Here is a 21,610-nt window from a genome sequence, read left to right on the forward strand (position 1 = left end):
GGAATTTCAAATGAAAAATTCAGCTACACAAAAAACCAGTCTATCTAAAATGCTCTTTGATAATGTCATTTATGTATTTTTAATATTGCTTGTCATTGGGATTGTAATCGCTTCTCCTGACTTTCTATCTGTCACGAACCTTATTAATATATTAAGTCAATCATCATCCCGTATTATCATTGCACTCGGAATGGCCGGAATCCTGATAACTGCCGGAACAGACTTATCCGCTGGTCGGATGGTCGGACTAGCAGCTGTAATCTCTGCATCGCTTTTGCAAGCATCCGATTATGCCTATAAAATGTATCCACATTTGGCTGAATTACCGCTATTCGTTCCGATTTTAATTGCAATGGTGGCAACTGGTCTAATTGCTACATTAAATGGTTTGATTGTGTCAAAACTTTACGTGCCGCCTTTCATAGCGACATTGGGAATGATGATTGGTGTGTATGGCCTAACATCTATCTACTTTGACCGTCCACCGTATGGAGCCCAGCCTATTGGGGGCTTGAGTAAAAAGTTTACCAATTTTGCACAACACGGAATTCCTGTTGGTTCATATGAAATTCCATATCTTGTGATATATGCCATAATAGCTACTGTAGTTATTTGGGTTATTTGGAATAAAACGCAACTTGGTAAGAATATGTTTGCAATCGGTGGTAATCCTGAAGCAGCAAAGGTTTCTGGTGTTAACGTTGCAAAAAATATAATTATTATCTACATGATTGCTGGCCTTTTATATGGATTTTCTGGAACACTAGAAGCTGGCCGCGTTGGTAGTGCAACTAACAATACAGGTAACATGTACGAACTTGATGCAATCGCAGCATGCGTCGTCGGTGGAGTATCTTTATCAGGTGGTATCGGTACAATCTCAGGTGTTGTTACTGGAGTTCTAATTTTCCAAATCATCAACTATGGTCTTGCTTTCCTTGGTGTGAGTCCATACATCCAATACATTGTTAAAGGTCTAATCATTGTCGTAGCTGTTGCTTTTGATATGCGTAAACATTCGAAGAAAAAATAAAAACTATGGTGCCTGGCACTACAAAATGCCAGTTTTGGGTTCCAGACACTATTCAAAAATATTCTCTTAATATGGCGTATTCATTTTGTCCAAACATATGATTATAGAGTGACCTAGCAGTTCTTAAGGGGGAATTCTATTGGAAAAGGAAGCCGTTATTGATGGGGAATACCGTTATTCATTAAAAAGGATCTGGGATCGTGATAATCCCAGAAAAGCTGTCTTTATTATGTTAAATCCAAGTACAGCAGATGAAACAATTGATGATCCTACCACAATTAGATGCATATCTTTTGCTAAAAGGTGGAATTGTGGCGCTTTAGAAATAGTCAATGTGTTTGCCTATAAAGTTAGTAATTACAAACAACTAAAATCCCTTTCTAAAATAGAGGCAACAGGTATCGATAATGGAGTCTATATTGAAGAGGCATTGAATAATTCTATTATGAAAGTAGTGGCTTGGGGCGAACATGTAACCATGCATCATAAAAATTACCAGGAATTATCTGAGCAATTAAAAGGGCATAAATTAGTCTGCCTTGGAACAACAAGAGAGGGTCATCCCAGAAACCCGTTATCCGTGAAAAGTACAACCAATCTGGAGCCCTTTAATTTTAGTTAACGTATTTTAACGGACTGGCTTTGGATAAAAACTAGTTTAACAAAATGGGATCTAATTTGAATTCGAAACAACATACATGATATGGTAGCCTTCCAAGTATATTATTTGGAGGGCTACGTCAGTTTAGCAAAAAGGAGAAAATAAATGATTAAATTCGATAATGTTTCAAAGCGATACCCAGAAGGAACTAATGCGTTAAATTCACTTTTCCTTGAAATAAATAAAGGGGAATTCTTTATCATCATTGGCCCGAGTGGATGTGGGAAATCGACATTGCTTAAAACAATCAATCGCTTAATTGATATTTCGGATGGGACGATTTTAATAAATGGTAAAAAAATAAGTAATTATGACATACATGAATTGCGATGGAGTATCGGGTATGTCCTGCAGCAAATTGCCCTTTTTCCACATATGACAATTGAAGAAAATATTGCAGTCGTTCCTGAATTAAGAAAATGGGATCGGAAGAAGATTCGGCATCGTGTTGATGAACTGTTAGCAATGGTTGGTCTCGAACCAGAAAAATATCGAAGTCGAAAACCGAAAGAACTATCTGGAGGTCAGCAACAAAGAATTGGTGTGATTCGAGCCTTGGCGGCAGACCCTGAAATTATCTTAATGGATGAACCATTTAGTGCACTCGATCCGATAACAAGAGAAAAGTTGCAGGATGAACTTCTTGATCTCCAAAAAGGAATCAAGAAAACGATCGTTTTCGTAACACACGATATGGAAGAAGCCTTAAAGCTTGGCGACCGGATTTGTATAATGAAGGATGGGGAAGTGGTTCAGACTGGAACACCATTGGAACTCTTGCAAAATCCTGCAAATGAATTTGTGAAAGAATTCGTTGGAGAGCAGAAAGTTTCATTCAATAAACAAATGAATCTGGTCAAAATACTGAATCAAACTCCCCCTGAAAAAACACCAATAATGAATAATGTGGAACCTTTTCCGATTACTTCCTCTTTAAAGGAAACACTTACTTTCTTAGCACAACACGAACAGTTGTTAGTAGAAGATGACGGAGAAATTATTGGAACGATTAACAGGCAAGTTGCTCTTCAGTATTTAGCGGATAGCTTGCAAGAAAGAGGAAAAGGAAATGAATAAGTTGGTAGATGTTTTCCATGAAAGACGAGCTGAGCTTATTACGGCGTTACTTGAGCATATCCAGATTTCCTTTATTGCCCTCATTTTTGCTGTCATAATTGCGATCCCACTTGGAATTTACTTAACAAGAAATAGAAAACTTGCTGAAGGAATTATTGGAATTACAGCTGTTTTCCAAACCATCCCTTCACTGGCTTTACTCGGGCTTTTAATACCGATTTTTGGAATAGGGAAGATTCCTGCGATTATCGCCCTTGTTATCTATGCGCTACTGCCGATTCTCAGAAATACATATACAGGAATTAAAGAAGTGGATCCCTCTTTGATTGAAGCTGCAATGGCTATGGGAATGAATAATAGTAAAAGGCTGGTAAAGGTAGAGCTTCCTTTGGCCATGCCGGTTATCATGGCTGGGATTAGAACAGCAATGGTTTTAATAGTTGCAACAGCAACACTTGCTGCCCTCATTGGAGCGGGTGGATTAGGAGACCTCATCCTTCTTGGTATTGACCGAAATAATTCATCACTTATCATACTTGGAGCAGTTCCGGCGGCATTACTCGCCATTTTCTTTGATGTAATCCTTCGACAATTCGAGCGTTTATCTTTTAAAAAGACGTTGACTACGCTCGGAATTGTTGCGTTAGCAGCAATAATGATTGGGGTCATTCCCTTGGTTTCCAAACAAGATCAGAAAAATATCGTGATTGCTGGTAAACTTGGCTCAGAACCCGAAATATTGATCAATATGTATAAGCAACTCATTGAAAATGAGACGAACTTGCATGTAACCTTAAAACCAGGATTAGGGAAAACTTCATTTGTGTTTAATGCACTTAAATCAGGAAGTATCGATATTTATCCAGAATTCACAGGTACAGCAATTTCAGAATTTTTAAAGGAAACAGCAGTCAGTACGAATAGAAAAGAAGTATATGAGCAAGCGAGAACCGGTATGCTGAAAAATTTTAAAATGTATTTGTTAAAGCCAATGAAATTTAATGATACCTATGCATTGGCTGTGCCAGAGAAAACTGCTAAACAATACGGATTAACGACCATTTCTGACTTGAAATCCATTCAGCAAAATATAAAAGCAGGCTTTACATTGGAGTTTTCTGACCGGGAGGATGGATATCGTGGTATTCAAAAATTGTATGGAATAAAGTTTCCAAATATTATCACGATGGAACCAAAACTTAGGTACAATGCGATTAATACAGGTGATATAAATCTCGTAGATGCCTACTCAACAGATAGTGAATTAGCCAAATTTCACCTCAAAGTACTTAAAGATGATAAAAACCTATTTCCTCCATATCAAGGTGCACCATTACTAAGGAAAGATACAGCAGAAAAATATCCAGAGCTTGTAAAAGCATTAAATAAACTATCTGGAAAAATAAAAGATGATGAGATGAGAGAAATGAACTATCAAGTTAATGTAGAAGGCAAGAGTGCCTCACAAGTAGCGAAGGATTATTTGGAAAAGGAAGGGATTCTTAAATAATATATAGTCTTTTTAAACACTGTTGTTGAGTATGTGGCCTTTTGAAATAATAAAAATGTTTTGTATGAAACTATTTATGTAATATAGTGTTTATAGAAGTCGCAAATAACTTAAAGTGGCAAGAGTAAATGAATCAAAAGAGGGATGATTAGTAATGAATAACTTTACAAAATTTAAAATAACAAAACCAGCAAGTGAAGTATTTGAAGCTTTTGTAGATCCTTCTAAGATCGGAAATTTTTGGTTCTCGTCAAGCTCTGCCAGATGGGAAAAAGGTAAGACGATTACATTGAAATATGATGAATATAATGCTGAACTAGAGATAGAAGTAATCGAAGTTGAGAAAAACAAGAAAATTGTGTTCCGATGGGGCGCAAATGGAGAAGGGCATACTGTTACAATTTCTCTTAAAGAAAGTGATAATACGAGTACCATAATTGAAGTTAATGAAGAAGGTTTTAAAGAAAATGATGATCAGTTAATAAATCAATTAGTAGACAATAAAGAAGGTTGGGTTTTTATGTTGTCCTGTTTGAAGGCTTATTTAGAATTTGGGGTAACAAAATTGAGAGCAGGATTAGTAAAGGGGTAACTAGTAAAAGAGCCAATTGGCTCTTTTATTCTATGCTAAAGTTCCATTTGAGTAATAATTTGCCATAAGCCTTGTTCTTCGATGCTCTATTTTTCTGACCACTGTTCCCGAAAATGTAATAAAGGAAAAATCGAATTATGGTCGAATTAGAAGGGTAAAACCTATTGGTAAATTCTTTGATACGAGAGGGTATGTCAAAATGAAGATCAAACTTTCTAGTGTTATCTTAACTATTATTTCGCTGTTACTTATTTGGGGTGTTGGTTTATATAGCCTTATTAAAAATAATGATGAAGTAATGGTTGTACTTATGCCTTTGTTTACTTATTTGCTTTTTAGAAAGCCCAAAAATAAAAGAGAAAAAATTTAGTTATACTGTTTTAATAGCGCATTTAATTTTTCTTTTGTACATTCAATTAATTCAAAAGGCTTTTTAATGAATGCATTTTTACCAAATGTAATGAAGTAATTTGAAAAAAAGTCGAACTCATGCTTAGAAATAATTCCCTCAACAAATCCTGATCCATCGTCTCTTTTATTCAAATAAATAGTAGGAAAGTTAGCAGATTGATATTTCTCTACACCCTTGTCAGTTAATTCCACATATAAATCCACTCCTTCTTTAGTACTTTCATTAAAAATCAAAAAGCGATTTTTTAAATTTATATCGGATAAGTCGATTGGATCCGTATTTTCATCATGTTTAATAGATTTTATCCGATCACATCTAAAAACCCGATACTCTTTTTTTTGAAAACAGTAAGAGGGACAATACCACTTTCCATCATTTACATAAATACCAATCGGTTGAATTTTTCTGTTACTTACTCCGCCTTTTATTTCATAATGAATAATCAGAACGTCTTGCTGAATTGCTGCATCTAATAATTGTCTTAAATACGGGCTTTCTTCTTGTTGTTGAATAGACAAAAAATCAACTCGGTCAACCATTTTATCAATCGTATCTCTAATATCACCAGATAGATTTAAATAAAATTTCTTTTTTATTGATTCATATTCACTATCAAAGGGGAGAGAAATGGTATGCCTTAATGCATGAAGTGCAAAAAATATAGAAATAACCTCATCTTCACTAAATGCGATGGGAGGAAGAATTCTTTCTTTTAAGACTTGGTAACCTCCATGTGGCCCCACCTCTGAATACAATGGTACTCCCATTTCACCCAATTCTACTAAATCTCTCAATATGGTCCTTTTTGAAACTCCAAATGCTTCAGCTAATTCCCGAACAGTAAATCTTCTCATTCGATTTACCATCATGATCATTTCATTTAATCTTTTTGCTTTAGACATGAATACCTCCGAAAAAAATAAATATGACACAAGTTGTCACTATTATAATATACAATCATTACTAGATAAATGATAAGGAGACTAAAGAGGTTCTACTGTAAAAATTAGAATTAATAATGCTAAGATTCATCAAAATTTAAATGGGAGATGTTTAATTATGTCATTACAACTCAATTCTTTTATCCTCATGAACGGAAGAGCAAAAGAAGCAATTGAATTTTATCAACAGGTATTTGATGCAAAGGTTATTTTTAAGCAGACTATAGGAGAAGGTCCAGATGCATCAAAGTTTAAAGAAAATGAATTAGATTTTATCGCACATTCAATATTAAAAATTGGTGAAACTGAAATAATGGTTGCTGATATTATTCCTTCACTACCTTTTCAAAAAGGAAATCAAATTTCAATTTGTGTCACATGCAATGATAGTACAGAATCAAAATATATTTTTGAAAAATTAAAAGAAAATGGACAAATTGTTAGCGAACTTAATGAAATTCACTTTAGCCCTGCATATGGAATAGTGACTGATAAGTTCGATGTAACCTTCCAAATATTCACTAAAAGATAAGTAAAACCAAGAAAAAAATTTAAATTGATTTCTCCTTGGTGGTTTATCCCATTAGATATAATTATCTGGTACGATAGCTTGGAAAACAAGATTTTTGAGATAAACAAAGGGGGTAATAACGTGGTAATTCTTAAAGCAACATTAAATGATCTTGATTCATTAACGGAGCTTTTTGATTTGTACAGAGTATTTTACCAACAAAAGTCTGACACCCATGGTGCGAGAGAATTTTTGAAAGAAAGGTTAAACAATAAGGAGTCAGTCATTTTTATTGCTCTTGATGAGAATGTACCTGTTGGATTTGTTCAACTGTATCCACTTTTTTCTTCTGTATGTATGGTAAGGACATGGCTTTTAAATGATTTGTATGTGAAAGAAACAGTTCGTGGAAAAGGATTTGGCGAAGGTTTATTAAATAAAGCTATAGCTTATGCGGAAGAAACCGGTGCAAAAGGGTTGACACTCGAAACAGGGGAGAAAAACAAAATAGCACAAAGACTTTATGAGAAAATAGGTTTCAAAAGAGAGACAAGTTATTTCTATCATTATTCGATTTAAATAAAAAGTAGCGTACTTGAAAAATGACAAAAACTAGGTGTATTCTTTTTTTATAGGGTCATTTTTGAGTGATTATGCACTTTAAAAAGAAATTAGTTTGAAAAAGTGCTAATATTTTTCAACTATAAAATATTTAATGTAAAATAAATGCAAAGGGAGTGATTTTTTAGTGAAAGCACAAATAATTCAATCATTCGGAGATCCATCTGTATTTGAACGTAAAGAGATTCCAAAACCTGAAGTTCAACCAGGGCAGGTACTAATCCAAGTAAAGGCAACAAGTGTAAATCCAATTGATACGAAAGTTCGCGGCGGAGCAGTTCCAGCACTTTCCCCTGAGCTACCGGCCGTTTTACATGGAGATGTGGCAGGTATTGTTACAGAAGTTGGCACGGGTGTAACCAATTTTAAACCTGGTGATGAAGTATTTGGGTGTGCTGGAGGATTTAAAGGAACTAGCGGGGCACTTGCAGAGTTTATGCTGGCAGACGCACAATTACTTGCGCATAAACCTAAGAATCTTTCAATGGAAGAAGCGGCAGCATTACCGTTGGTTTCCATCACGGCTTGGGAATCATTATTTACTCGTGGACAACTTAAGGCTGGACAAAAAATACTTATTCACGCTGCAACCGGTGGAGTAGGCCACGTGGCTATTCAGCTAGCAAAATGGGCTGGAGCACAAGTTTTTGCAACTGGCTCATCAAAGGAAAAACTGGATATTGCCACGCAATTAGGGGCAGATGTGGGAATTAATTACCGGGAAGAATCCGTTCAAGATTATCTTCAAAAATATACGGATGGAAAAGGATTCGATATTGTATTTGATACTGTAGGTGGCGAGAACCTCGATCGTTCATTTGAAGCAGCTGCCATTAATGGGACTGTTCTATCCATTGCAACTCGTTCAACTCATGACCTTTCCATTTTACACGCGAAAGGACTTTCACTACATGTTACCTTTATGTTGTTAAAGATACTTGATAAAGACCAGCGTAAACTTCATGGAGAGATTTTGAGTAAGATTGCAGAAACGGTAGAGGAAGGAAAACTTCGTCCACTTATTGACCCAACTACTTTTACATTTGATGAAGTTTCAAAAGCGCATCAATACATGGAATCACAGAAAGCAATAGGGAAAATTGTATTGAAAAATAATTGGTGATACCAATAAACAAACAATATGCAAGTTTCCACATGCGGTGAATATTAAAAAAATAAAGGTGCTTGGCTTTCAATATGAAACAAACATATTGGGGTTAAGCATCTTTTTAATTAGTTTAGGTCTTCACGCATTCCCTTTAATAAAGGCTGTTTTCGTACAGATTGTTGTTTTACGTACCTAGTCTAAAACCCGTAATTACTATGATATCGTGCTCTTTTCTTAAAAATTGCCTACTGATTCATCGATAAACTGATATAACACACCATATTACCATCAAATAGCAACAAAGTTAAGAAAAGAGCCTTAATAAAACATCGCACAAAAACCCACATAACAAAAAATAATTACCCCTATTTTAATTTTGGAGGTATTTCACGTATAATGAAAAACAGTATGATTATGGATGCGATTATTCAATTTGAATAAACTAATAAGTAAATCAGCTAAAACAATATAGGATGAGGTTATTAATTGCATGAATAAACAAAGCTTTACAGACTATCAACTCAGTGATGAAATCATAAGGGCACTTGCTAGCTTGAAATATCTAAACCCAACAGAGGTGCAATCTGAAGTTATTCCAATCGCCATGGAAAAGAAAGACCTTGTCGTGAAATCGCAAACAGGAAGCGGTAAAACGGCATCGTTTGGTATTCCACTTTGTGAAATGGTTGAATGGGAAGAGAATAAGCCCCAGGCACTAATTCTGACGCCGACCCGTGAGCTTGCTGTTCAGGTGAAAGAGGATATCACAAACATCGGAAGATACAAACGAATTAAAGCTACAGCCGTTTATGGGAAAGAACCTTTTGCAAGGCAAAGAGAAGAACTAAAGCAAAAGACCCATGTAGTTGTAGGGACTCCAGGTCGAGTGTTAGACCATATCGAAAAAGAATCATTGGTCCTAGACCATCTTAAATATCTTGTTATCGATGAAGCAGATGAAATGTTGAACATGGGATTCATTGAGCAAGTTGAAGCGATTATCCAAGAGCTTCCAAAAGATAGAGTTACGATGCTTTTCTCAGCTACATTACCAAAAGATATCGAAAAACTATGCCATAAATATATGAAGAATCCTACCGAAATAGTGATCAAAGCAACTGGAATCACGACGGATAAAATTGATCATTCTATTTTGGAAGTAAGAGATGAAGGTAAGTTCTCACTTCTTAAAGCAGTAACAACAGTTGAAAATCCTGATAGCTGTATCATTTTTTGCAGAACAAAAGAAAATGTTGATACCGTGTTCTCACAATTAGAACGATTACATTATTCTTGTGAAAAAATTCACGGTGGAATGGAACAGGAAGATCGATTCTCTGTTATGAATGGCTTTAGAATGGGGAATTTTCGTTATTTAGTTGCTACAGATGTGGCAGCTAGAGGAATCGACATTGAAAACATCTCACATGTCATCAACTATGACCTCCCGATGGAGAAAGAAAGCTATGTTCATCGAACAGGAAGAACAGGGCGTGCTGGAAAATCTGGAAAAGCGATTACATTTGTAACTCCTTTTGAAGATAAATTCTTAGCTGAAATCGAAAGGTATATTGGTTTTGAAATTCCAAAAAAACAGGCTCCCTCAAATGAGGAAGTTGCACGATCAAGAGCTGCCTTTGAAGGTAAAATGGATACACGTCCCAAATCAAAAGTAAGTAAAAGTGCACAGTTAAATAAAGATATTATGAAGCTGTATTTCAATGGTGGTAAGAAAAAGAAAATAAGAGCAGTCGATTTTGTAGGTACCATTGCAAGGATTAATGGAGTAACTGTGGAAGATATCGGTATCATTACAATCCAGGATTCTGTTTCGTACGTTGATATTTTAAATGGTAAAGGCCCACTCGTTCTAAAAGCCATGAAGGATACGACAATCAAGGGGAAACAGTTAAAGGTACAACCTGCGAGTAAGTAAAATGATCATGAGGATTTGAACGTATTTTCATACAATAAAGATAAATACAATTTGTGATGATGTCATATGGCATCATCTTTTTTTTTTAAATATTCCCAATCTAAGTTATCATTATCAATCATTTTTAAATAATTAACCTTATTAACGATTTTATAAGTCCAACTTTTTCCTTCATCATTTATTGTGAGAAACCTACCATCTTTTTGAGATACCATTAGCGTATAACTACCAGTATTGTAATATATTAAAATTAAATACTTTCCTATAGATCCTCCCTGATCAAACACTTTTTTTAGCTTCATTTTTGAAAAATCTTCTACTAACCTTTTTTTCGATTTCTCATCATCTATGGATAATATTGCCTCTGTTCGACCGTCAGCGCCTTGCCTAATAATTGCAACTTTATAAACTGAATCTTTTCCTTTTAAAACTAACTTTTGAAATGTTGTATATCTCATATATTGCATTATGGAAAATGCACCAAAAATAATGAAAATCAATACTCCAAATATAATAAATTTCTTTTTCATGATAAAACATCCCCCCTTAAAGTTTGATTAATTTGTCTGTAATAACTAGCTGCAACACTATCTTTATTACATTTTTTCTCAATTTATATATATTCTAACATAAAATTACAATTCTTTTTCAAGGTTAACATAATAGTCTTAGTAAAAGAATTCCCTTTAGAACATCAATTAGCAAAATGGAAATAGCTATTGTAAATCTGTTATTTTAATTACTATTTTTTCATTTGTAACCTTAAGGAGACTTTTAGCTCCTTGATTGACTAAAATTAAATAAATTTTTAAAGAAAATAGTCATTGATATACAAATATCAACGGGGTTGCTATAGTAAAACTATGAAAAATTAATCTGTAAAAAAATGCAAAATAGGAACACTAACCAAATGCACTTTGAAATCGCAACAAAATAGGAGGTATTCATTATGGCAATTAGAAAAATAGAACATGTTGGTGTTATGGTAAATGATCTAAAAACTTCCATAGATTTTTACCAAAACACATTGGGCTTTGATTTATTTAATATAATTGAACCCAATGCTAAAATTAAACTAGCATTTTTGGGTGATCAAAAGAGTGGGCAGATATATGTTGAGCTAATATCAGGTTCTGGAAGAAATTTTCCTGATGAAGGAAAGGTCAATCATATAGCATTTACCGTGGATAATTTAGAGGAAGAAATTCAAAGGCTAAAATCTTTAAATGTTATCTTTAAAAGAGAGGAACCTACTAGCCTCGAGAATGGAGCTAACTATATTTTCTTTAAAGGTCCTGATGGAGAATCACTCGAACTTTTCCAGCCAACATCTTTATAGAAAACCCTAGTTGGCTTAAACCATTACTTCCAAAACAAGTTGGAATTATTATATGTAACAGAGTCCTATATCTCTAATTTTTAAAAGGGAGAGGGCTTTTTCTTTACAATCTGGAGTGTAAGAGACTCTTACAAGATACAATGTAATTGAAATCTATTTCCAATCAAATTTAAAAATAATGGAGAATATATGGAAAAGGGAAAATTAATTGGACAAGGTAGAACATCTGAAGTATTTGAGTGGGGAGCTGATAAAGTTTTAAAACTTTTCAGGTCAGATTTTCCAAAAATAGCAATTGAAAATGAATATAAAACTAGTTTAAATATTAACGTACACCTAAATTTAACTCCTAAAGTTTATAAGATTGTAGAAATTGACGATAGAACGGGCATTATCTACCAACGCGTAAACGGTATTACCATGATGGAAAAAGTAGCTTTTAAGCCCTGGTCAGTAAAGAGTGAAGCGAAAAAATTAGCAGAATTACATGAATCAATTCAGCAGAAGGTAGATTTTACGATACCTAATAATAAAATTAAACTCAAGGATAATATATCAGAGACAGACCTAGTGGAAGATAAAAAGAACAAGTTATATGAATATATTGATAAACTTGCCGATGGAAATGTACTCTGTCATGGCGATTTTCATCCAGATAACATAATTCTAACCAAAGATAAACCGGTAATAATTGATTGGATGACAGCTACACGAGGAAATCCAGGAGCTGATATTGCTAGAACATCCATAATGTTTAAGTATGGTGTGATTCCAGAAAAAACATACATAGAAGTAAAAATTATTAATTTCATTAGAAAGAAGTTTTATCTAGAGTACTTAAAACATTACACAAGCATATCAAATGTTAAGATTGAAGAAGTGCAACAGTGGGAATTACCTATTGCAGCAGCACGACTTAATGAAAGGATACCAGAAAATGAAAAACTGGCTTTATTTAATTTCATTAGTACGAAAATAGAAAAAATAAAATAGGTTACAATTTCTGAGTGAGTGCTTATTGTACCGGTCATTAGGTTTAAACTATTCATTTTAATTTAAGGCTGTTTTCGTAAACTTTGTTGTTTTTTAATATCAATTTATCTACGATACGATAGGCTATATGAGGGGGTGTTTAAAATTGGGGAAATTTACAAAATTAGGTAAAGTTATGGCTTTTATTGGTATATGGATTTTTGCATCTGGAGCTGCATTCAAAACACTTGCTGTTTCGGAACCCTATTCAACCTTATCAATTCCTTTGATGATAGTAGGGATACTACTCTTGATTGCTTCAAACTTCTTCAAAGATAGACGGAATAATCAAACTTAGAATGGATAGTGAATTTGTTTACTGTCCATTTTTTAATATCCTTTAACTGCGATTCTTAAATCACTGACAGTTGTATGATTTGACTTTTGACACGCTGAAATAAGCATTTGTTCCACTTGTTTTTCAAAGGATAAATACTTGTCAATTTCAAGCCAACGGAACCAATAAAGATAGTTATCAAGGTTATCATAATAAATAGACGAATAACATCGTAGGCTCATTATACTATTTTTTTAGTACTTGCATATTTTTTGTTACTGGTACAAGGTTTTTTATCACTGAAAATTAGTAATAATTTTATATAAATCTGCGTACCACCAAATCTTCGTAGCAATCATAATTGCAGTTAATGTGGGTGGAGTATTAGAAGTTGATGATATTCAAGAGAGCCCTGTTAAAATGGATATGGGGATTGATTTCTAGAAGATTAATATTGGTCATCAAAAACCTGGACAATGGATCATGCCCAGGTTTTTTCTGTTAGACCATATTTAATTCAAGTTTATTTTTCAGTAGAATCAATTACTTTTTTTATAATGGAAGCGTAATTCTCTTTTAACTCCTCCGTTGAAATTGAATGTGATGTGCAAAGATAGCGAACATAGTCATTATCATAACGAAGCGAAGAAGAATAATTTCGCTTAAGAAAATTTTCTGCACTTTCATAAGAATCGAAATGCATATCTATTTTTTTCCCAATATGAATCACTTCGTATGTATCATTTTCCAGTGGCCGAATATAAGAGATATCTCCCTTCCTGTTTTCATAACAGGTTCCATATGTTGCCCCTTTAACATTGATCTCATTCTTTTCTGGGTCAAGTTTGATAGGTGGCAAGTTAAATACGCTCACAACGAAATTTTCGAATGCTTCTTGGGTTAGTTCACTGCCTGATGCTTTAGGATGTCCGCCTCCTCCGAAACGAGTAGCAAATTCTGATACATCTACATGATCATGAATTGTCCGGAATCCTACCTTTTTTCCACCTGTATTAAGCAAAACGATCATATCTAGATGTGGATTGAGTGTATTTAAGGCATTGCCGAGTTCGGATAAATACTGTTCCGCATGGACAATTCCGATACAATATTCCTTTATAAAGGTTTGCACAATTTGTCTATTTTTCGAATGAATATACCGTTCAATTTTGCGATCTTCTATGTCCAAGAGAAAGTTTTCTGTTTCGTTTAAGGAGAAAGAATCAGGGTTTTCACGGAGCCTTTTTAACATGTCTTTCTCAAACTGTTCTCGATTCAAAATATAAAATAAGTCATTTAGCCGTTTTGCAGTAACATTATTGTTTTCAAACCATTCCCACGTGTCGTATTGGCGAACAAGCTCAATAAATTCTTCTAGGCCTTTACTCCTTTGAATTTTATTGTTCTTTACAAGATAATCATAAAATAATGAAGTAGCACAGGTTTTTTTGCCGTCTTCATATACAGGCTCAACCAAACCCCACTTATAATTGTTAAAATGCATGGCCGTTACATGATGGTCAATCATTCTAATATGCCGTCCATTTTTAAACCGTTTTTCGAGCTTTTTTTCGACAGACTCATTTACTGCAAGGTCAGTAATATATGTTTCAGTATCGTTATTTTCCGTATTCTCAATAAATTTTTCAACAAGCTGGTTTAAAATTCGATAGGAACAGTAAGATACATTTGCCTCTTCTTCAAAGGCAAGCTTTGCGACCAAGCTGCAACCAAGACCATCAAGATCTATATCTGTAAAAAGTTTCATCCAGTGAATCACCATCCAAATTTAAAATTAAGTTCATTTCATAAATGTTATTTTGAACGGAGGGGAGGTTCTTATCCAAAAAACAAATATGCGTATAAAACGTCATCAACTTTTCTTGCAAATTACATATAGTTTAAATGTTGGTTGCCATGGAAAATATTCAAAATATAATCAGAATCAGGCACATTCAGACGTTTATATCCTAGTAAAAAATCCTTGTTATCATATGGTACTTCTTCAAAGCTCACACTCATATCTCCGTTTTCCCCAACAGTTATTATAGCATAAGGTGCAAAAGGCTTATGATAACAACCTAAAGAACTTGGGTTTAAGTATAGTCGTTCCTTGGACTTGAAGTGATGGATGACATGATGATGGCCAAAACAAATAACATCTGCATCTGATGTTCTGTAATGGCTATCAAGCTTCTCTTCAGTTGGTTCTTTATCTACTTTAATAAATTCATTGTGATCGTTCAAATGATAATGGGTAAAAATAAATCTTTTTCGATTGTAAATAGAAGATAATTCAGCTGGAATTTCCACTAAATAGCGAATATATTTATGGTCAATCCGTTCTGCGATCCATTTATGATGTTCTCTTTCTGTGCCTTTACTGTACGGAACCCTACCTGCAAGTATGTCTAAGATTGCTTCATCGTGGTTCCCCATAACAAAGGATACGTCCGTGCGGGAAAAAAGAAGTTCAAGGACTTCATTTGTTTCATACCCAATCCCAATTAAATCACCTAAACAATAAATATGTTCTATATTGTTTTCTTCGTCAATACTATTCAACACTGCTTGCAATGCAGAATGATTACCATGGATATCAGATAGAACGGCTATTTTTTTCTCCATGCCAACACTCTCCACCTTTTGGATAATACCGTTATTTTATCTTCTTTGGTAAAAATAATGCAAAAACTTATTTCGTATTAGCTGAAAACTAGTTAAGATTAAGTAGAAATTGATAAAAAAAACTCACCCATTCTATAGTGGCTTTTGAATGAAATAAAATAAAAATCAAATGGCGAACAGTTACATAGACTGATCGCTATATCAAAACTTCTCTACGTCTTGTTCTAATTGAGTTAAAAAATTGTCAAGATTTTTTTTATTAATCCAATGAGTACCCCAAACATCATCATTTTTTAATAAGGTGCCTAGAAGCCATATTCTTCTTAAAGTAACAAATTTTAATAATACGTTTAGGTTATCATTGCTAATACTCTTTTGACTCAGATAACCATTTAAAAACTCATCCCAACATTGATTTTCTACATTTGAATAGTTTTGCTTCAAATTCCACCAAAATACAGCGATATCATAGGAACGATAGCCAATACTACAACAATCAAAATCGAAAGCCTCTATTTTTTGTTCCATCAAATGCATATTAAAATTATGAAAGTCACCGTGACAAAAACCATATTCAAGATTTTTGCCTACTATATCAAATTTAATGTTAGTTATAATCTGATTTAAAAAAGAATCTTTACTATTTTTCATAAATTTTTGTAACGTTGGTGTTATTAAAGACATTGGTTCATCTACTAAGTGGAGGAAGTTTAATTCAAAATTCCTTTTATGATTTGTTATAAAGGAATCACTTGCTTCATGGATATTACCCAAAGCTTTTCCTATAAGGTAGCAATTTTCTTTATTAATTTCGGGTCTATCGCCTTTTGTAAACGTAAATAACACCCCATATCTAGTCCCTTCAGGTGTATAAATTTCAGATAACCATTTCCCGTCCTTTCGTTTAATTGGAATAGAAACTCTGCACCCATATTCAGATAAGTGCTTAATTGCATCTAGCTCATACAATATATCTGTTTTTTCTCTCCAACCTTTTCTATAAATGCGAAAAATATATTTGTTACTTTCTGTAAACACTGAATAGGTATCATTTAATCCTCTTGTTAAAAATTCACATTTAATAATTGTTCCAATCTCATATGAATTTACAAGAAATTCTACTGAACTATTAGTTAATAATGAATTTCTTACGTGTATTGTTTTCAACCTTTTCCTCCAATCAAGTATTGCTGTTAATACATAAATTTACTATTCTATAGTGAATAACTTTTAACCTTTTTTGAGTTCATTTTTTAACAATCCCGCAAAGTAAGTGGAATGAAGTTCTTTAAAAAACATTACCATATTTCCTCTAAAGAAAAAGAAATATAATTCTTCTATATAGGCTAATAACTATTCATCTTTTTAATAGGTCACATACACTACCTCTGTAATGAAACTGAGGAGGAGATATATAATGACAACACAATTCTTAGGTGGATCGGGTTACAGTGGATTCCCAGGACATGATGGAATGAGTTATGGAGGATTTCCAGGACAGGGCGGAATGATGGGTATGGGTGGATTCCCGGGTCAGAGCGGAATGATGGGCATGGGTGGATTTCCAGGCCAAAGCGGAATGATGGGTATGGGTGGATTTCCAGGCCAAAGCGGAATGATGGGCATGGGTGGATTTCCAGGCCAAAGCGGAATGATGGGCATGGGTGGATTTCCAGGCCAAAGCGGAATGATGGGCATGGGAGGATTTCCTGGTCAGAGCGGAATGATGGGCATGGGAGGATTTCCTGGTCAGAGCGGAATGATGGGCATGGGAGGATTTCCTGGTCAGAGTGGAATGATGGGCATGGGTGGATTTCCAGGACATAGCGGAATGGGTATGGGAGGATTCCCAGGACATAGCGGAATGGGTATGGGAGGATTCCCAGGACATGGCGGAATGGGTATGGGAGGATTCCCAGGACAGAGTGGAATGGGTATGGGAGGATTTCCAAGGCAAAGCGAAATGGGTTTTTAGGCGAAACTCTAACTATTCAGGATTTTACACAAGCCTGTAATAGTGATAAACAAATGCTCTATTACTGATAATGTATTCAGATATATTTTTCACTTCGATTAAATAAACTGATTCACTTTTGCGCAGCACCACCCATTTCTTTATTCAAAAATTCAAATAAATAGAAACGACCCCGGAGAATATGATTTCTTCCGGGGTTTTTCATTAGTTTGGGAAATTGTTTTTGGGCAACTCTAAAATCTTATGATTTATTAAACAAAAAGGGAAAAAACGAAAATAAACAGTCTAAATTTTTGTATTATCTTTCAATTGCGTCTATTTAAAGAATGCTTATATGAAGCATGATTCATAGCCATAATAATTATAACATCCAAAATTAACTTAACTAAACAGGGAGGTATATGGGTATGCCTAATAAATTCATTGAGAATTTAAAGAATTTACAGTATCGAAATACATCAAAGGAAATAGATATAAATGAATTCGAGCGGTTAGAATCAAAACACACAAGGGTTCGCCATGATGAAGATCTTCGAGAAAATATTCGTGTACATTAGAAATTATGATTTACGGAACCCATTCTTCCAGTGCAGTAAACAATTTTCGCAAAAACAATATTTGTATAAAAGGCAAATGGATAACAAAATTTTTAGTAACTAAAATGTAAAATAAAAAAGTTACAAAAAATGCCTTATGAACGACGTTTTCCTTGGAGTTCAACCGGGTTTGGTCGTTCATGGCATTCACGAACGATATTTCCCTTCCTTTCGAGGGGGGCATTAGCCAACCACGTTTCCGCATAACTATTTTTTAACGTTGCCCCGAATGTTTTCCACTCTGAATAAAATTCTAGCCACATTATGCCAACATCATTACGAACTGTTTCAGCTTGTCCTTATGCACATTCTTGCAAACTTAAAACTAATTTTAGAGCAATACCGTTAGTAATCTCACTATCCGTGCACTCGACACCTAAAGGAATTTCACTCTGGAGAGACTTCGGCTTGGTCAAAGTTACATCATGCATTTTTATACCTCTATATCAATACTCTTCAAAAGAAATAGAATATTTAATGTTTTAAGACTTTTTTAATAGGATGGAATAAAAGCTACATTCATACGCAAAGCGAAACAGAATCAGATACAAATAGGAAGAATGGATGTATGATAGAATTTATGGAATTTAATTTTTGTTGAGGATTATCATTAAATTTAGGATAATAGTGATGAAGTACGCTTTGCAGAGGGGAAAAATGAGGCTAGAGCTTTACTTTGTTACAATACATTAATTTTGCCTATTGGATAAATATGGTTATATCAAATAGAAGTAAGTTAAAAAACCACTTGAGTGGCAAAATATGAAATTTTGGTTATGAAAAGAGGAAAAAATATGAATAAAGAGTCTATATATGGATTTACAAAAGATCAATTGGAAGAATGGTTGATGGAGAATGGCCATAAAAAATCGAGGGCAGCACAAGTTTGGGATTGGCTCTATCGGAAGCGAGTAACAGATTTTAGTGAGATGACGGATGTAAATCAAGAGTGTATTCAATTACTTAAAGAGAACTTTATCATCCAAACCTTACAACAGCATATAAAGCAAGAATCAGCAGATGGAACGATTAAGTTTTTATTTAAATTGCATGATGGCCATTTAATTGAAACAGTTTTGATGAGGCATAAATATGGCAGCTCTGTTTGTGTCACTACACAAGTAGGCTGTAACATCGGTTGCAGTTTTTGTGCAAGTGGTTTATTAGCGAAAAGCCGAGATTTATCCAGTGGGGAAATTGTTGAGCAGATTATGAATGTTCAGCTTCATTTGGATAAAATCGGACAAGGGGAAATCGTAAGTCATATTGTTGTGATGGGGATTGGTGAACCATTCGATAATTTTGTAAATCTGCTTAACTTTCTAAATGTAATCATCGATCATAAAGGACTTGCTATTGCAGCTAGACGAATTACTGTATCGACTAGCGGGCTCGCTGACAAGATTTATGAATTCACAGATACTAAGATGCAGGTTAACTTGGCGATCTCATTTCATGCGCCAAATAATGAACTGCGAAGTCGTATTATGAAAATAAATAATGCTATTCCAATTGAAAAACTATTGAAGTCAATGGAATATTATATTGAAAAAACCAATCGTCGGATAACGATTGAATATATTTTGTTGAAGGATGTAAATGATCATAAGGAAGAAGCAACAGAGCTTGCTGATCTTCTTGGACACCTAAAACATCAACTCTATGTGAATTTAATTCCATATAATCCAGTGGACGAACATAGTCAATATCAAAGAAGTGAACAGGAATCGGTGCTAGCGTTTTATGATACATTGAAAAAAAGAGGGATTAATTGCAAAATTCGCCAGGAACACGGGACAGATATTGATGCTGCATGCGGGCAGTTAAGAAGTAAACAAATGAAAAAAGAAAAAGTTCAATAGGAGAAAAAAACGATGAAAAGTATTATTCCAAATATATTTATTGAAAATTGTAAGGAAAACCTTGATTACTATAAAAATATTTTTGGCGGTGAGATAAAAAATATTATTCCTCACCAAGATTCTCCTGAAAAACTCATGCATGCTGAATTGCACATCAACCAACAATGTGTACTCTTCTTTGGCGACCTGTTAGAGCAGTCACAGTCGGACGTCAATATGCATATCTTTTTGATGCTTGATACCGAAGAAGAAATCCAAAAGATATATGATGCATTGAATGAGAATGCGAAGAATGTTCTAATCGAGCTACAAAAATCATTTTGGGGCTCATTGCATGCTGTCTTGATGGATAAAAATGGTATTATATGGGATTTAGATAAATAATATATAATAAAAACTTAGTTAGCTCCGGCGATAAACTAGTTGCACTTATCGATTTGAGTCCTGAATATTTAACAACGATAGTTACTTACTTTAGTTCATTAACAAAGATAAACTTTCTTGTAAGCTCAAATGAAACGTCTAATCAAATTGATAACGGGTTCAGATCAGGAGTACAAAAGCTTAATTGGCATTTCAATTTTTGGTTCAAATCGCATATGATTTGAACCTTTTATTTTTGTTGATTTGATAAGGTTTATCGGTAATTGACATATAAATTAGTATGCTAAAAAAGGTTCCAAAAATAGTGAGAAAATTCATGTCAAAAAAGTCATCCTACAATAAGGAGGATGACTTTTTTTATAAAGAATTGGTAAGTTATGTTAAAATATTTATAAAAGGAGCGGAGGGGAAAATGGTGAATGTTAGTAAAAAGGGGATACAAACAATAGACAAAGCAATTAGTTATACACATAAAGAAATAGGTTCCAAAACTATTTGCTTTATGTTTTCTGGTTCAGGTTACAATTACGATAAACCCCTGTTTTATTATTCGACAATGGTAATGCTCCAAAACAAAATCGATATTGTCCATATCCATTACACTTATGATGAACAAACAATGAAAAAAACCATTGAAGAAATTACCAAAATAATGATGGATGATATTAATCCTGTGATATTGGAGGTTTTAAAAAATGGTAAATACAACGATACAATTTTTTTAGGCAAATCACTCGGAACAATTCCAATTGCAAATGATCTAATGAAGAGAGATGAATTCTTAAAATCAAAAATGATTTTACTTACCCCGCTATTGAGGTTCGATTCGATATTTGACTCAATCTTTAATAGTCAACATCAAGGGCTATTAGTTATCGGGGATAAAGACCATCATTACAATTTGAATCAAATTAACCAATTAAGTAACTCGAATTTAAAGATTGATGTCGTCCAAAACGCAAATCATTCCTTAGATATTGGAGAACTTCAAACAACAAATTCAATTTTAGTTTTATCAAAAATAATGGAAAGACTCCAAGAAACTATCAGTTCAAATTTGCCATAAACTGATGTTATCAATAATTCACCAATTAGGGTGCTAATTTAATTGCTAA

Annotated in this window: 24 protein-coding genes and 1 pseudogene; 18 read left to right on the top strand and 7 right to left on the bottom strand. The window is 34.0% G+C overall.

Translation table 11 applies throughout. The annotated features are described in order from the left end of the window. Positions 1–10 precede the first annotated feature (10 nt). The 6 genes from mglC (at position 11) to RCG20_RS21290 (ending at position 5,243) form a co-directional block, all read left to right on the top strand. Positions 11–1,033: a galactose/methyl galactoside ABC transporter permease MglC gene (gene mglC, locus RCG20_RS21265; RefSeq protein ID WP_308182124.1), complete on the top strand. Its 1,023-nt coding sequence runs from the start codon at positions 11–13 to the stop codon at positions 1,031–1,033. A 139-nt stretch (positions 1,034–1,172) separates the two neighbouring features. Beyond that, positions 1,173–1,655: a DUF1643 domain-containing protein gene (locus RCG20_RS21270; protein ID WP_308182125.1), complete on the top strand. Its 483-nt coding sequence runs from the start codon at positions 1,173–1,175 to the stop codon at positions 1,653–1,655. Positions 1,656–1,799: 144 nt separating this feature from the next. Next, entirely contained in the window at positions 1,800–2,771 is a 972-nt protein-coding gene (locus RCG20_RS21275) for an ABC transporter ATP-binding protein (protein WP_308182126.1), read from the top strand. Further along, complete coding sequence (gene opuFB / locus RCG20_RS21280; RefSeq protein WP_308182127.1) at positions 2,764–4,281, top strand: osmoprotectant update ABC transporter permease/substrate-binding subunit OpuFB; 1,518 nt, start codon at positions 2,764–2,766, stop codon at positions 4,279–4,281. Before RCG20_RS21275 ends, opuFB begins: the two co-directional genes overlap by 8 nt. A gap of 154 nt (positions 4,282–4,435) precedes the next feature. Next, complete coding sequence (locus RCG20_RS21285; RefSeq protein WP_308182128.1) at positions 4,436–4,873, top strand: SRPBCC family protein; 438 nt, start codon at positions 4,436–4,438, stop codon at positions 4,871–4,873. Positions 4,874–5,072: 199 nt separating this feature from the next. Next, entirely contained in the window at positions 5,073–5,243 is a 171-nt protein-coding gene (locus RCG20_RS21290; protein ID WP_308182129.1) for a hypothetical protein, read from the top strand. On the opposite strand, the gene RCG20_RS21295 is transcribed toward RCG20_RS21290, so the two are convergent. Then, the gene (locus RCG20_RS21295) at positions 5,240–6,187 is read right to left on the bottom strand and encodes a helix-turn-helix transcriptional regulator (protein ID WP_308182130.1); all 948 of its coding nucleotides are present in this window, start codon (positions 6,185–6,187) and stop codon (positions 5,240–5,242) included. The two genes, RCG20_RS21290 and RCG20_RS21295, sit on opposite strands and share 4 nt — an antisense overlap. A gap of 157 nt (positions 6,188–6,344) precedes the next feature. Between RCG20_RS21295 and RCG20_RS21300 the strand changes: the two genes are divergently transcribed. The 4 genes from RCG20_RS21300 to RCG20_RS21315 all read left to right on the top strand — a co-directional run bounded on the left by RCG20_RS21300 (position 6,345) and on the right by RCG20_RS21315 (position 10,402). Further along, positions 6,345–6,758 (top strand): VOC family protein, encoded by a 414-nt coding sequence (locus RCG20_RS21300; protein WP_308182131.1) that lies wholly within the window; start codon positions 6,345–6,347, stop codon positions 6,756–6,758. A gap of 120 nt (positions 6,759–6,878) precedes the next feature. After that, a complete protein-coding gene (locus tag RCG20_RS21305; protein WP_308182132.1) occupies positions 6,879–7,316 on the top strand; it encodes a GNAT family N-acetyltransferase in 438 nt (145 codons plus the stop codon). A gap of 169 nt (positions 7,317–7,485) precedes the next feature. Beyond that, positions 7,486–8,481 carry a zinc-dependent alcohol dehydrogenase family protein gene (locus RCG20_RS21310; protein ID WP_308182133.1) on the top strand — a complete coding sequence of 332 codons (996 nt, stop codon included), beginning with the start codon at positions 7,486–7,488 and terminating at the stop codon, positions 8,479–8,481. Positions 8,482–8,956: 475 nt separating this feature from the next. After that, positions 8,957–10,402 carry a DEAD/DEAH box helicase gene (locus tag RCG20_RS21315; RefSeq protein ID WP_308182134.1) on the top strand — a complete coding sequence of 482 codons (1,446 nt, stop codon included), beginning with the start codon at positions 8,957–8,959 and terminating at the stop codon, positions 10,400–10,402. Positions 10,403–10,464: 62 nt separating this feature from the next. Here the strand turns inward: RCG20_RS21315 and RCG20_RS21320 are convergent, their stop codons facing one another. Further along, a complete protein-coding gene (locus tag RCG20_RS21320) occupies positions 10,465–10,932 on the bottom strand; it encodes a hypothetical protein (protein WP_308182135.1) in 468 nt (155 codons plus the stop codon). Positions 10,933–11,351: 419 nt separating this feature from the next. Here RCG20_RS21320 and RCG20_RS21325 point away from each other — a divergent pair, with 419 nt between their 5' ends. From RCG20_RS21325 to RCG20_RS21335, 3 genes are all read left to right on the top strand, one after another. Continuing rightward, positions 11,352–11,741, top strand: coding sequence for a VOC family protein (locus RCG20_RS21325; protein WP_308182136.1), 390 nt, complete (start codon positions 11,352–11,354; stop codon positions 11,739–11,741). Between the two features lie 189 nt (positions 11,742–11,930). Next, positions 11,931–12,734 carry a phosphotransferase gene (locus RCG20_RS21330; RefSeq protein ID WP_308182137.1) on the top strand — a complete coding sequence of 268 codons (804 nt, stop codon included), beginning with the start codon at positions 11,931–11,933 and terminating at the stop codon, positions 12,732–12,734. Positions 12,735–12,879: 145 nt separating this feature from the next. Then, positions 12,880–13,071: a hypothetical protein gene (locus RCG20_RS21335; RefSeq protein WP_308182138.1), complete on the top strand. Its 192-nt coding sequence runs from the start codon at positions 12,880–12,882 to the stop codon at positions 13,069–13,071. A 32-nt stretch (positions 13,072–13,103) separates the two neighbouring features. On the opposite strand, the pseudogene RCG20_RS21340 reads toward RCG20_RS21335, so the two are convergent. The 4 genes and pseudogenes from RCG20_RS21340 to RCG20_RS21355 all read right to left on the bottom strand — a co-directional run. Further along, positions 13,104–13,253, bottom strand: a pseudogene (locus RCG20_RS21340) (IS1595 family transposase); the annotation flags it as partial. Between the two features lie 320 nt (positions 13,254–13,573). Then, entirely contained in the window at positions 13,574–14,818 is a 1,245-nt protein-coding gene (locus tag RCG20_RS21345) for a DHH family phosphoesterase (RefSeq protein WP_308182139.1), read from the bottom strand. A gap of 122 nt (positions 14,819–14,940) precedes the next feature. Continuing rightward, a complete protein-coding gene (locus RCG20_RS21350; protein ID WP_308182140.1) occupies positions 14,941–15,678 on the bottom strand; it encodes a metallophosphoesterase family protein in 738 nt (245 codons plus the stop codon). 201 nt (positions 15,679–15,879) lie between these two features. Continuing rightward, a complete protein-coding gene (locus tag RCG20_RS21355; RefSeq protein WP_308182141.1) occupies positions 15,880–16,845 on the bottom strand; it encodes a phosphotransferase enzyme family protein in 966 nt (321 codons plus the stop codon). A 250-nt stretch (positions 16,846–17,095) separates the two neighbouring features. Here RCG20_RS21355 and RCG20_RS21360 point away from each other — a divergent pair, with 250 nt between their 5' ends. Both RCG20_RS21360 and RCG20_RS21365 read left to right on the top strand, forming a co-directional pair. Then, positions 17,096–17,653, top strand: coding sequence for a hypothetical protein (locus RCG20_RS21360; protein ID WP_308182142.1), 558 nt, complete (start codon positions 17,096–17,098; stop codon positions 17,651–17,653). A 407-nt stretch (positions 17,654–18,060) separates the two neighbouring features. Then, positions 18,061–18,210 carry a hypothetical protein gene (locus tag RCG20_RS21365; RefSeq protein WP_308182143.1) on the top strand — a complete coding sequence of 50 codons (150 nt, stop codon included), beginning with the start codon at positions 18,061–18,063 and terminating at the stop codon, positions 18,208–18,210. A gap of 134 nt (positions 18,211–18,344) precedes the next feature. Here RCG20_RS21365 and RCG20_RS21370 read toward each other — a convergent pair whose 3' ends face one another. Continuing rightward, positions 18,345–18,512, bottom strand: coding sequence for a hypothetical protein (locus RCG20_RS21370; protein WP_308182144.1), 168 nt, complete (start codon positions 18,510–18,512; stop codon positions 18,345–18,347). Positions 18,513–19,043: 531 nt separating this feature from the next. On the opposite strand from RCG20_RS21370, the gene rlmN reads away from it, so the two are divergent. From rlmN to RCG20_RS21385, 3 genes are all read left to right on the top strand, one after another. Then, positions 19,044–20,111: a dual-specificity RNA methyltransferase RlmN gene (rlmN, locus tag RCG20_RS21375; RefSeq protein ID WP_308182145.1), complete on the top strand. Its 1,068-nt coding sequence runs from the start codon at positions 19,044–19,046 to the stop codon at positions 20,109–20,111. 12 nt (positions 20,112–20,123) lie between these two features. Beyond that, positions 20,124–20,495, top strand: a complete 372-nt coding sequence (locus RCG20_RS21380) for a VOC family protein (protein WP_308182146.1) — start codon at positions 20,124–20,126, stop codon at positions 20,493–20,495. Positions 20,496–20,907: 412 nt separating this feature from the next. Beyond that, the gene (locus RCG20_RS21385) at positions 20,908–21,561 is read left to right on the top strand and encodes an alpha/beta hydrolase (RefSeq protein ID WP_374120554.1); all 654 of its coding nucleotides are present in this window, start codon (positions 20,908–20,910) and stop codon (positions 21,559–21,561) included. Positions 21,562–21,610 lie beyond the last annotated feature (49 nt).

The organism is Neobacillus sp. PS3-40 (assembly GCF_030915485.1).
Taxonomy (GTDB): domain Bacteria; phylum Bacillota; class Bacilli; order Bacillales; family Cytobacillaceae; genus JAUZPL01.